Origin of the sequence: Paraburkholderia fungorum, assembly GCF_046027605.1 — a bacterium.
Classification (GTDB): Bacteria; Pseudomonadota; Gammaproteobacteria; order Burkholderiales; family Burkholderiaceae; genus Paraburkholderia; species Paraburkholderia fungorum_F.
The window spans coordinates 128,568-140,977 of sequence record NZ_JAQQEF010000003.1 but is presented as its reverse complement, the minus strand read 5'-3'; the positions used below and the strand labels follow the sequence as shown (position 1 = coordinate 140,977).

General features: G+C 60.7%; 11 protein-coding genes. 10 read left to right on the top strand and 1 reads right to left on the bottom strand.

What is annotated here, in order from left to right:
• From PQR53_RS06750 to PQR53_RS06710, 9 genes are all read left to right on the top strand, one after another.
• Complete coding sequence (locus PQR53_RS06750; protein WP_408451798.1) at window positions 1-933, top strand: carbohydrate ABC transporter permease; 933 nt, start codon at window positions 1-3, stop codon at window positions 931-933.
• Window positions 933-1,775, top strand: coding sequence for a carbohydrate ABC transporter permease (locus PQR53_RS06745; protein WP_408451797.1), 843 nt, complete (start codon window positions 933-935; stop codon window positions 1,773-1,775). The genes PQR53_RS06750 and PQR53_RS06745 overlap by 1 nt, the downstream gene beginning before the upstream one ends.
• Window positions 1,772-2,584, top strand: coding sequence for an SDR family NAD(P)-dependent oxidoreductase (locus PQR53_RS06740; protein ID WP_408451796.1), 813 nt, complete (start codon window positions 1,772-1,774; stop codon window positions 2,582-2,584). The genes PQR53_RS06745 and PQR53_RS06740 overlap by 4 nt, the downstream gene beginning before the upstream one ends.
• Window positions 2,585-2,663: 79 nt before the next feature.
• The gene (locus PQR53_RS06735; RefSeq protein WP_408451795.1) at window positions 2,664-3,767 is read left to right on the top strand and encodes an ABC transporter ATP-binding protein; all 1,104 of its coding nucleotides are present in this window, start codon (window positions 2,664-2,666) and stop codon (window positions 3,765-3,767) included.
• A gap of 4 nt (window positions 3,768-3,771) precedes the next feature.
• Complete coding sequence (locus PQR53_RS06730; protein WP_408451794.1) at window positions 3,772-4,938, top strand: mandelate racemase/muconate lactonizing enzyme family protein; 1,167 nt, start codon at window positions 3,772-3,774, stop codon at window positions 4,936-4,938.
• Window positions 4,939-4,954: 16 nt separating this feature from the next.
• Complete coding sequence (locus PQR53_RS06725) at window positions 4,955-5,875, top strand: dihydrodipicolinate synthase family protein (protein WP_408451793.1); 921 nt, start codon at window positions 4,955-4,957, stop codon at window positions 5,873-5,875.
• Between the two features lie 11 nt (window positions 5,876-5,886).
• Entirely contained in the window at window positions 5,887-7,074 is a 1,188-nt protein-coding gene (locus tag PQR53_RS06720; RefSeq protein WP_408451792.1) for a mandelate racemase/muconate lactonizing enzyme family protein, read from the top strand.
• A gap of 74 nt (window positions 7,075-7,148) precedes the next feature.
• The gene (locus tag PQR53_RS06715; protein WP_408451791.1) at window positions 7,149-8,072 is read left to right on the top strand and encodes a 2-dehydro-3-deoxygalactonokinase; all 924 of its coding nucleotides are present in this window, start codon (window positions 7,149-7,151) and stop codon (window positions 8,070-8,072) included.
• Between the two features lie 52 nt (window positions 8,073-8,124).
• Window positions 8,125-9,522, top strand: coding sequence for an MFS transporter (locus PQR53_RS06710; RefSeq protein ID WP_408451790.1), 1,398 nt, complete (start codon window positions 8,125-8,127; stop codon window positions 9,520-9,522).
• On the opposite strand, the gene PQR53_RS06705 is transcribed toward PQR53_RS06710, so the two are convergent.
• Window positions 9,500-10,729, bottom strand: coding sequence for a helix-turn-helix transcriptional regulator (locus tag PQR53_RS06705; RefSeq protein ID WP_408451789.1), 1,230 nt, complete (start codon window positions 10,727-10,729; stop codon window positions 9,500-9,502). The two genes, PQR53_RS06710 and PQR53_RS06705, sit on opposite strands and share 23 nt — an antisense overlap.
• Window positions 10,730-11,156: 427 nt before the next feature.
• Between PQR53_RS06705 and PQR53_RS06700 the strand changes: the two genes are divergently transcribed.
• Window positions 11,157-11,879, top strand: coding sequence for a response regulator transcription factor (locus PQR53_RS06700; RefSeq protein WP_408451788.1), 723 nt, complete (start codon window positions 11,157-11,159; stop codon window positions 11,877-11,879).
• Window positions 11,880-12,410: the final 531 nt, after the last annotated feature.

Genomic DNA, 12,410 nt, shown 5'->3' with positions numbered 1-12,410 from the left:
ATGAGTGATTCATCCATCACGTCCGCGGATCCGCCGCACGAAGCGCGTCGCCAGTCGACGCTCAAGCAACACGAGCGCAGGGTCGGTGTGGCGTTTGCGCTGCCCGCGCTGGCGGCGTTCGTCGTAATCATCCTGATTCCGTTCGTGAAGTCGCTGAAGCTGTCGCTGTTCAGGTACACGATCGATACGCCGGAGCCGCAATTCGTCGGCTTCGAAAATTTCTTCAAGCTGTTTCGCGATCCGGCCATCGTCAATGTCTGTCTGAACACGCTGGTGTTCGTGGTCAGCGCGACCTGCGTGACGATGGTGATCTCGCTCGCATGGGCGCTGATGATGAATCAGGCGTTCAAGGCGCGGGCGCTGGTACGCGCGGCATCGCTGCTGCCGTGGGTGCTGCCTTCGACGGTGACGGCTTTCCTCGCGGCGTGGATCTTCAACGGCCAGTACGGCGTGCTCAACGCAATCCTGCTTTCGACCGGACTGATATCCGAGCCGGTCACCTGGCTGGCGGAGCGTCATGGCGCGATGGCTTGTGTCGTCATCACGAAGGTATGGCTTTCCGTGCCGCTTTTCATGGCGTTTTTTCTCGCCGGTTTGCAAAGCGTTTCGCAGGACCAGGTCGATGCCGCGCGCGTCGATGGATGTCAGAACCTCGGCGTGTTGCGGCACGTGGTGCTGCCGCATCTCGCGCCCACCCTCATCATCGTGATGATTCTCGGCACGATGGGCAATCTGCAGGCCTTCGACGTGATTTATGCGTTGACGCAAGGCGGACCGGTTGGCGCCACCACGATGCTCTCCGTCGAAGTCTACAAGCAGGCGTTCGAGAACTGGGACATGGGCATGGCGTGCGCGGTCGGCGTGCTGTGGTTCGTGTTGATTGCCGTGCCTACGGTGTTTTATCTGCGTGCGCTATTCAAGCGGGAGGCCTGATGCTGCTCAACCTTCGAACTGGACCTGCCAGAACGACGTTCGTCGTGGCATTCGTGGCGATCGCGGCGTTCCTGTTTCTGCCGATCGTCTGGATGGTGATGACATCGATCAAGCCGCAAGGCGAAGTCTTTATACAGTTTCCGTCGTTCTGGCCGCACGCGCCGACGTTTGAAAACTATCGCGACCTGTTTGCGCAAGGCGAGATGGTCGGGTATCTGCGCAACAGCCTGTTGACGGCGGGCGGCGGCGCGTTACTCACCGTGACGCTGGCCACTTACGCGGCCTACAGTTTCGCGAAATTCCGTTATCGCGGACGCAAGGCGCTGATGGTGCTGATGCTCTCGGCGCAAATGTTTCCGTTCGCGATGCTGCTGATCAGCCTCTATCCGATCCTGCAGACACTCGGGCTGCTGAATACTCGAATCGGACTGGTTATTGCGTACATCGTGCTGGCGCTGCCGAGCGGCACATATATGTTGTACAGCTACTTCGTCAATATTCCGAACGAAATCATCGAGGCTGCGCGTACCGACGGCGCGAGCGAACTCTACATCCTGCATCGCATCGTGCTGCCGCTGGCGATGCCCGCGCTGGTCACCGTGGGACTGTATTCGTTCATGTGGGCGTGGAACGACCTGCTGTTCTCGCTGACGCTGATCACGTCGCCTGAGTTGCGCACGGTCGGTCCGGGCCTGCTGCTCGGCTACATGGGCGAGGGTAAGAGCGATTGGGGCGGCGCGATGGCGGCTTCGATCGTCAGTTCGTTGCCCGTGGTGATCGGCTTTGCCTTTCTTCAACGCTTCTTCATTCAAGGGCTCACGGCAGGAGCAGTCAAATCATGAGACTCGCGGACAAGGTTGCCATCGTTACCGGCACGGGGCAGGGCATCGGCCGCGCGGTGCTGCGGCGATTCGTGAAGGAGGGCGCGCGCGTGGTCGCGGTCGAATGGTCGCGTGAGGCGGGCGAGTCGTCGATCGAGGGCTTGCCCGAACAGCAGGTGCATCTGATCTGTGCCGACGCCCATTTGCAGTCGACGGTGGACGATGCCGTGCAGCAGGCACTGACTCGCTTCGGCGGATTGCATGCGCTGGTGAACAACGCGGTGCGCTACACGGAGCGCAATGTGGTCGATTGCACGGACGAGGACTGGGCCGCGACGATCGATTCGGCACTCGGTTCGACGTTCCGTTTTTGCCGTGCAGCGATTCCGCACATGCTTCGCCACGGCGGTGGCTCGATCGTGAATCTGGCTTCGATCAATCATCTGGTCGCCAATCCGGGGCTTGCCGCCTACACCGCGGCCAAAGGCGGCGTCGCCGCGCTGAGCAAGCAGATCGCGATCGAATACGGAACCCAGGGCATTCGCTGCAACGCGGTGTCGCCTGCGTTGATTGCGACCGAACGCACGATGAAAGGCGTCAGCGAACACGACATGCGTCTGAACCGCGAATGTTACCCAGTTGGCCGGGTTGGCGAGCCCGACGACGTCGCCAACGCGGTGCTGTTCCTCGCGTCGGACGAAGCATCGTTCATCACAGGCGTCGACCTCGCCGTGGACGGCGGGCTGACCTCGCTCGCCGCGAGCGCACTGCTGTCGACGCGGATTCGCGGCTGGTGGGGCCGTCCGCCGATCGTGCTGCCGGACGCATGACGCCTGGTGCATGACGCTTGAAGCATGCGATTGCAGCGGTGCGATCCATCGAGGACAACATTCATGAAGGAGACTACACATGGCTCAAGTTGAGCTGAAAGGGGTGCGCAAGACCTTTGGCCCCGCGACCGTGATTCACGGCGTCGATCTGAAAATCGACGACGGCGAGTTCTGCGTGTTCGTCGGGCCGTCGGGCTGCGGCAAGTCCACGCTGCTCAGGCTGATTGCCGGCCTCGAGGAATGCAGCGAAGGGACGGTTTCGATCGGCGGCATCGACGTCACGAATGCGCAACCGGCGCGCCGCGGTATTGCCATGGTGTTCCAGTCCTATGCGCTGTATCCACACATGAGCGTCGCGCAGAACATGGGCTTTGGACTCAGGATGGCGGGTGTGCCGCAAACGCAGATCGACGCGGCTGTCGAACGCGCCGCGCAGACGCTGAAAATCGAGCACCTGATGAGCCGTCGCCCGAAAGATCTGTCGGGCGGCCAGCGTCAGCGCGTGGCGATCGGACGTGCGATCGTGCGCGATCCCAAGCTGTTTCTCTTCGATGAGCCGCTGTCGAATCTGGATGCCGCGCTGCGCGTCGAGATGCGCGTCGAACTGTCGAAGATCAAGTCGCAACTCGGCACCACGTTTATCTACGTGACACACGATCAGATCGAAGCGATGACGCTCGCCGACAAGATCGTCGTGCTGCGCGACGGCAAGATCGAACAGGTTGGTTCGCCGCTCCAGTTGTACACGCGCCCGGCGAATCGTTTTGTCGCCGGTTTCATCGGCTCGCCGAAGATGAATTTTATCGACGTGGGCGCAATGGGTGGGCACGGCGCCGCGCTGGACGTCGCGTTGCCCGGCGGCGGCAAGCTGTCGTTTGCCGGCGATGTCCGCTTGCCGGCCGACAGGTCGATCACGCTCGGCGTGCGTCCCGAGCATCTCGAACTGGTCGCTCCGCACAACGGGCATTTGAGCGGCCGCGTCGTACTGGCCGAGCGGCTGGGCGGCGAAACCTATGTGCATGCGCAGGTCGAATCGGCGATGGTGCTGGTCAAGACGGCAGGCGATTCGCCGGTTCGGGCCGGGGAGAACATTGGCCTGTCCATTGCCACCCAACAGACGCATCTCTTCAATTCGGCCGGTTTGCGCATTCCCGTTGCCGAACCGCGCGCGTTGCAGGCCTGAAACAATGACACAGCATCCATTACAGATCGTCGCAGTGCGTCACTGGAAAGTGGCGATGCCGTTCAGCCAGGCGCTCGAATGGGGTTCGGGCGCGCGTCCCGCCGCGACGCGGCTCGTCGTCGAATTGACCTTGGCCAATGGTGTGAAGGGGTATGGGGAAACGATCTGCCTGCTCGAATTCATCGAGCCGGTGCTGGCCAGCACGATCATTCCGATTGCGAGGCAACACCGGGCCTGTGATGTCGAGCGCTTCACCCGGCACGTGTTCGGCGCGGGTTACTACCATCATAAACGCGCGGTCGTGATGGCGATGGCCGCCGTCGAGATGGCGATGTGGGACGCGCAAGGGCGCAGCGTTGATTGCCCCCTGGTGGACCTGTGGGGCGGTGCTTATCGTTCTCAGGTGGAGGTATCCGCGTATCTGTTTGGAACGGATGCGACGCAGTTGAAAGACGCCGCGCGGCGTTTTCTGGATGACGGCTATCGAAGCTTCAAGGTCAAGATCGGCATGACACCTGCGAGCGATCTTTCGAACGTCGAAGCCGTGAAGTCGGTGACAGGTGATTTGCCGTTGCGCGCCGATGTCAACAGCGCATGGACGCCGGGTACCGCAAAACGCATGCTGGAGTTGCTGCGGCCGTTCGATCTGCAATATGTCGAACAGCCGCTCGAACTCGATGACCTGCACGGCCACGCTCAACTGCGCGGCGCGCAACCGGTTCCGATCGCATTGGACGAGTCGGCCTATACGCTCGCGGACGTCGGCAATATCGTGCGACATGCGGCGGCCGATGTGATTCTGCTCGATCCGCACGAAATCGGCGGCCTGTGGCAAACCATCAAGGCAGCGGCAATCGCGGAAGCGCACGGCATTCCCGTGACGCTGCACAGCGGCGGCGAACTGGGCTTCTCGCAGTCCGCGTATGTGCATCTTGCGAGCAGTATTCCGAACATGTCGATCTCGATCGATTCCGAGCGCGCCTATCTTGCCGACGATGTCGTGCGTTCGGCGCCCACCGTGAAGGACGGCGTGTTCTCACTGCCCGACGGCGCCGGTCTCGGCATGCAGCCGGATTTCGACAAACTGGACCATTACAAGGTCGATCACATTCGCGGCGCGTACCTCGATGCGCGACGCCCCGGATGGTTCTCGACCAAGCCTGCATATTGACCGTGGAGACTAATAGATGAACAAGAACGACAGCGTTGCAACCCTCTCAGGCGTGTTCCCGGTCTTGCCCACGCCGTTCGACGAAGACGGCAAGCCCGACGTCGACAGTTTGCGCAGACTGGTGCGCTATCTGGTCGACGTGGGGGTCGACGGCATGACGTACCCGGGCGTCGCGAGCGAGTTCAACCAGTTGACGACGGAGGAGAGGCTGGCATTGACGGATATCGTGCTCGACGAACTCGACGGCCGCGTCCCGCTGGTTGCGGGCGTATCGAGCACCGATATCGGGAAGACGGTGCAGCTCGCGCAAGCGGCCGCCGGGCGCGGCGCGAGCGCGTTGATGATCGCCGTGCCACCCGATCGCGAGACGGCAGAGGCGCAGATTGAGTTCTTCTCCGCGGTTGCGCGGGCCGTTCCCGATACGCCGATCGTTTTGCAGAACGTGCCGGCGCCCGTGGGCGCGGGACTCGACCCCGACGTGCTGGTCGCGATCCTGAATGCCGTGCCGGGCATCCGTTACGTCAAGGAAGAAACGTTGCCGAGTGGGCAGCGGCTCACGTCGGTACGGCAGGCAGCGCCGCGCACGCTGCTCGGCGTACTGGGCGGCGCGGGCGGCCGCTATATCACCGACGAACTGCGGCGCGGCGCGTGCGGCACGATGCCTGCAATCGAGCTGGCGGAAGTTCACGTTGCGTTGTTCGCCGCGCATCGCGCGGGCGAGACGGAGCGCGTGCGACAACTATTCACGCGGATGCTGCCGATCCTGAACGTGCAAGCAGTGTTTCGCTGGTCGTTGACGAAGTATGTGCTGCACCGTCGTGGCCTGATCCGCTGCCGCCTGCAACGCGCGGCCGGCCCGTTGCTCGATAACGAGGATGTCGCCGACGTCGACGCATTCCTGCACGACATCGAGGATCTCCTCGCACCCTGCAGATGAGGAAGCAAACCATGCTGACACACGTACCTGGAATAGCCCGCGTCGAATCGTTCATCGTGTCGATTCCACGAGGCGAGCCGTATCTTGGCGGACTCGGCAAAGACGAGCAGATCAATCATCGCGGGTATCTGATCCGCAAAGGTAACAGGACGATCTATCCGACCACGGACATGTCGGTGCTGATCAAGCTGACTGCCGAGGACGGCACGGTGGGTTGGGGCGAAACCTACGGCATTGTCGCTCCAGAAGCCGTGACGGCGATTATCGACGACGTACTCGGACCCGCCGTCGTGGGGCGGGACCCTCGCGACGCGATGGTGATCCAGGAAGATCTGTACGACCTGATGCGAGTGCGCGGCTTCTTCGGCGGGTTCTACGTCGATGCCATCGCGGGCGTCGATATTGCGATCTGGGATCTGTTCGGCAAACTGGTCGGGCAGCCGGTCGTCAAGCTGATCGGCGGCCAGCGTCTGGAAGAGATTCCTGCGTACGTGTCGGGCCTGCCGGGCCGCACGCTCGACGAACGTGTGGAACTGGCGCGTTCGTTCGTGAGCAGAGGCTTCAGTGCATTCAAATACCACGCGGCCGTCTCGTTCGACGGCATTGTCGAAGAAATGCGGGCATTGCGCGAAGGGCTCGGCGATACCGTCAAGCTTATGGTCGATCTGCATTGGAAGTTCACCGCGCAGGAAGCGATACAGCTTGCGGATCAGCTGGCGCGCTGGCGTCCGTATTTCATCGAAGCGCCTTGCGCGCCCGAAGACATGGAAGGGCAGGCGCGAGTCGGCGAACAGATTCGCGTGCCGCTTGCGCTTGGCGAGGAATGGCGCACGGTGTACGAATACCGTCCGCGACTGGAAAAGCGCTCGATGTCGATCATCCAGCCGGAGATGGGACATACGGGCATCAGCCAGTTCATGCAGATCGCGCGAATGGCGAACGCCTTTCACGTGAAGGTGATCCCGCACGCGACCATCGGCATCGGCATTTTTCAGGCGGCCAGCCTGCATGCGGCGGCAGCGCTGCCGAATCTGCCGATGCACGAGTACCAGCATTCTGTATTCGATCGCAACCTTCGCTATGTCAAGACGGCAATGCGCTGCATGAATGGTGCGTTTCAACTACCGCAGGGCCCCGGTCTCGGTGTCGAGCCGAGCGATGAGGTTTGGCAGTATGTGCGAAAGAAAACGATAAGCTGATAGCTACAGATCGGGAATAACTGCAACAGACGCTTATTCCCGGAGCGTACTTTGATAACTAAGGATACCGTATTATGAATCCATCTTTTATCAGCCTCGATTGGGGTACATCGAGTTTGAGAGCGACGCTGGTCTCGGCTGACGGAGAAATCATCGAGAGCCGAAGTGCCCCTGGCGGCGTCATGACCGTGAAGGACCGGGATTTCCATACACCGTTGAACGCGATCTGTGAGGACTGGATCGACATTCACGGTTGCCCGATCGTGGCAAGCGGGATGGTCGGCAGCCGGCAAGGTTGGGTCGAGGCGCCTTATCTGGCTTGTCCGGCGACGCCGGCAGCGGCTGCAATGGCATTCACGACGCTGCCGATCGCCGACAAGGTCGACATGCACATCATTCCTGGCGTGTGCTGCGGCGGGGGGGATTCGATACACGATGTGATGCGCGGCGAAGAGACGCAGATCTGGGGCGCGGCCGTCGGCTCTGAACGTCTTTGCGTTCTGCCGGGCACGCACAGCAAGTGGGTGTCTGTCGGTCAAGATTCCATGATCACCCACTTTGCGACTTACATAACGGGCGAACTGTATGGTTTGCTGACCAAGCACGGCATTCTCGGGCGACTGATGGAATTCGGTTCGCGCGACGACGACGCGTTCCATGCGGGCGTATCACTCGGGCTGAAACACCCGAACCAGGCGACGCATGTCGTATTTGCCGCGCGCACGGCGCGTCTGATGGATGAATTGCCTTCGACCGGCTTGCCGGACTACCTGTCGGGGATTCTGATCGGCGTGGAGGTGGCGAGTGCAATGGCGTCTTACACGCCGGATATGACGCTGCCAGTCGTATTGATCGGCGATGACGACCTGTGCAGACGCTACGAGCTGGCGTTGGGCGTGGCTGGTTTGCGGGTGGAGCGCGCCAGCGAAGGGGCGACAGTCCAGGGTCATGTGCGGATAGCGCGGGAAGCAGGGATCGTCGGACCGAAAGCGGGTTGAGCGGGCACGCCGCCGGTCCCTTGTCACGCAGGGCAATTTCCGGATTTCTCACATGAACGTCGATCCCACACGCACCTTCGATCATCCCATCGGAAAGAGCCCGTTCGCGCGACTGCGCCAGCTGGCGGCGCGGCACATTCGCTACGAAGTGATCGGCCTGATCTTCATCGTCATGACGATCAATCTCGCGGATCGCGCAGCGATGTCGATTGCGGCCACGCCGATGTCCGCTGAGTTGCATTTGAATCACCTGCAGCTGGGCTGGATTTTCTCGTCGTTCGCGTGGGCCTACACACTCTTCCAGTTGGCCGGCGGCTGGACGTTGGATCGGTTCGGGGCCAAACGCACTTATACATGCGCCGTTTTCCTGTGGTCTTTTTGCGCGGCGGGCGTAGGCCTTGCCCCTCTCTTTGGACCGCACGCGGCGAGCGTACTGATCTTCGCGTTGATCTTCATGATCGGCATGGCAGCGGCGCCTTGCTATCCCGCCAACGCCAAGATCGTGTCAGCCTGGTTTCCGGCAACCGAGCGCGGGACGGCATCGGCGATCTTCAACGCCACGCAGTACTTCGCCGCCGCGGCGTTTACGCCCGCGCTCGCTCTGCTTGCCGCCAACTTCGGATGGCGCTCGGTCTTCTTTGCCATGGGCGCCATCGGCATCGCTGCAGGCGCGCTATTTGGACTCAGGCTGAAAGGGCCGCTGGATCACCCTCGGCTGACTACAGCGGAGCGCGAGTTCATCGAGGCGGGCGGCGGAACACTGGACATGGATGGCGGTAGCAAGCACGGCCGTTCGCTCGCAATGCAGGGCAAACGGCCCCGGCGACGGGCCCGCTTCGACACATTGCGCCGCCTGCTGCAAAACCGCGTGCTGCTGGGAATTTCCTTCGCACAGTACTGCATCAGCACGCTGAGCTTCTTCTTTATCATGTGGTTTCCTGTTTATCTGGTGCAGGAAAAACATATCTCCTTGCTGCATGCCGGGATACTGGCGTCCGTACCTGCCATTTGCGGATTTTCCGGCGGAATTCTAGGCGGAATGTTTTCTGACCTGCTTCTGCGACGAGGCCGGACACTCACCGTCGCGCGCAAGGTGCCCATATACGTGGGGATGCTGATGGCTTCCACCATCGTGGCGTGCAATTACGTGAGCGCAGACTGGCTCGTTGTCACGATCATGGCACTGGCTTTCTTCGGTAAGGGTTTCGGCGCACTCGGGTGGGCGGTTATCGCCGATACGTCGCCGGTGAACGCGTCAGGTCTGACTGCGTCGGTGTTCAATACGTTCAGTAGCGTCTCGGGTATCACCACACCGATTGCTATCGGTTATCTGGTCCACACCATGCACTCATTCAACGGTGCGCTGATATTCGTCGCTGCCCACGCTCTGCTGGCGGTCGCCAGTTATGCCTTCGTGGTCGGCACGATCAGACGAATCGATCCGATTTAAGGGCGTGTGGGCTCGTCGCTGCCGGTAACATCGCCTCGACCGATGCAACGATTCGTTCAAAGTCTCGCAAATTCAACGCGTCCATTTTTCTGAGCACCGCCTTGATTTGCGTTCTGATCGTGCCCAGAGAAACGTCGCGGGAGCGTGCTACGTCTTCGGCGGATCGTCCACCAATCAGTGTCATCGCCACGTCGGTTTCCGCTTTCGACAAATCGAACAGGCTTCGCAGCAACTCCCCATGAGCGGGCGAGTGCTTGACTGAAATTTCCCGCGCCGTCACTAAAGCGACACCTTTCGCCAGTTGCATTCGCGGGTCAGCACACGTTCGGTCGACAAAGCAATCAGGAACGGGAGAGACAAGCACGGCCAGACCTGTCGCCAAGGAGGCCGTCGCCGGCGAACGAATCCGCATCGCACCGCCGGATCGCCCCGACGCCGCGGCTAACACCAGCGCTGCCAGCGTTTTGTTGTCGTCACGATGCGCCGCCGTGAGAAACGCAGAACTGCCAGGCATCGGCCCGGATCTCACGACACGCAAACCACACGAAGCTGACGCAGCCTTATTGACCGCTGCCGTGTTGGCAAACAGGATCCGCAGGTCGGCGGATACGATCATCGCGTATCCGGGCAGCGCCTCCAGTGCGGCTCGGCCGTAGTCGGGCTGGCCGGCAAGGCTCGACATTTGTCGACGCAACTGCAGTCCCCGCTCCAGATGCGGACGAAGGCGTCCAATCAGCGTCAGCTCCTCTGCGTCGAACGGGCCGGATAGGCCGTCGCGGCTGAAGCCTAAGCCTATTGCGTCGCAGTGGGTCAGCCGGGCATAGCCCACGTGCTGAAGATCATATTCACGCATGCACTCGTGGTAGTACGCGCTTTTGACGAGTTCCTGCCTGGAGATGATTTCGTCGCCACTCGTCACAAGGGGAACGCTTGCACGGGTCCCCGCCGTCGATGCTGTCGTGGAGCCCCAATTGTGAAAGGGGTTGACCTTGAGTCCGTGCGAGAAATACTGATGCTTCGCCTGCATTTCGTCGAACGGCATGAGCAGATTCGACTTCGTTTCATTGTCCAGCCCGGGCGCCCACATCGCCACCGTATGCGCGCCTGTCAGCCTTCGAATCCCGCGGCCGACATCCATCCAGCTCCGTTGCCCCATCGCAGCCTCGTATATCTCTCCGACGAGTTCGTCTGCGCTGTATGCCGTCATACAGTCACCTCGCGTGATTTCCTCAGCCTGGCGCGGTTCAGCGATGTGCCAGCACGATATAGAAGGCAAATTGTAATAATCGACTCGAGCACAACCGCCTCTTCAGCAGAACAATAACTCCGCTATCACCAGTTATGGGGATGTTTCGTAAAAAACGAACCCGCACAATTCGGGGCAACGGATTTTGGAGAAGGATTGGCCGCCAAGGCAGGCTGTGTGATTGCCCGATTCTGCTCCAGATAGGGCTAATTCTGTAAATCTTTAAAAACTGGCCTGACGCGCTGCAGTGAAAAGGCTTATGTCATGCATTAGGACCGTCTGATGACTCTACGAAGACGTTGTTCGAAACAAGACGGGGAGATCACTTGAACCGACAGCGTCCGGCCCATGGACACAGGGAACGCTTTCGGCACTTCACGAGGAAACGATGCGAGTATTACTTGTTGAAAATGATCTGGATAAAGGTCGAAACCTGTCCTGCGCGTTGAAGGAGGCGGATTACACGGTCGATTGGGTTCGTGATGGCAAGGCTGGAAAAGACGCGATTGGAAATGCCGGTTACGCCGTCGCTTTAATCAACATCGGGCTTCCAGGTGTTTGCGGAATCGATCTGCTGAAGGCATCGCGTGCTGCAGGTATCACGATCCCGGTGCTGCTTCTCTCCGCAAATAACGATCCTGAAACGCGTGCGCGCGGTCTCGACACCGGCGCCGATGATTTCGTACTCAAACCATTCGATACCCGGGAACTGCTCGCGCGCATTCGTGCGGTATTGCGGCGCACTGCCGGCTACGCAACCTCACGAATCGGCGACCAGACGATCAGTCTCGATCTGGACAAGCACACGTTCTTCTATAACGGTGCCGAGTCGTCGCTCTCCGCGCGTGAGTTTGTGCTGATGCGTGCCTTTCTGGAGCGACGCGGCTCGGTGCTGTCGCGAGGGCAGCTCGAAGAACGGCTATACGGCTGGGCAAGAGAGGTAGATAGCAATGCAGTCGACGTATTGATCCATGGGATGCGGAAGAAATATGGGCAATCGTTGATCCGCAACGTCCGGGGCATTGGCTGGACTGTGATGCCGGCAGAATCTTCCAGCGGCGCGCTTCGTAACACAACGCGGGCTCAGACGGCCTCACGGGCTACCCATTGATCTTGTTCCAACGGCGTCGCTGTGCTGTGGCTTCCAGCACAATTTCGTCGGATGTAACGAAAAATGCTGGTCCTGTCGTTCGGTGGAACTAACATGAAAACACCTCCAATGCACAACGCGTAGCGTGGGCTGACTCGCGCAGGCCGCATCAAGGTGCAATTTCCAAATGGAGGCGACCTGCGGGTGAAGGGAAGCAGCCCTCGGCCTGTCAGCAGCGATTTGTCGAGCAAACGCGCACGCGCATCGATGGGTGCGTGCGCGTGACGATGGAGACGAAAATGAAAGTCCTCTTCAAAAGCTTCGCGGCTGCAGCGTTGATGTCGACCTTTGCGACGGCCGGATCTGCCCAGAATGCAGATGCGGCCCGTGAGGCGGGAGCGAGTGGTGTGGGGGCGGCCCACTCGGGAGCGGGGATGCGAGGCACTAGCGTTGCCCAGGCGTCTCAGAGTGGCGATCGACCACGCACACCTGGCGCAGTCCGCGCGCCCCATTCCGCGTCGGCGGCCTCCGGACGACGCGAGACAGCACCTG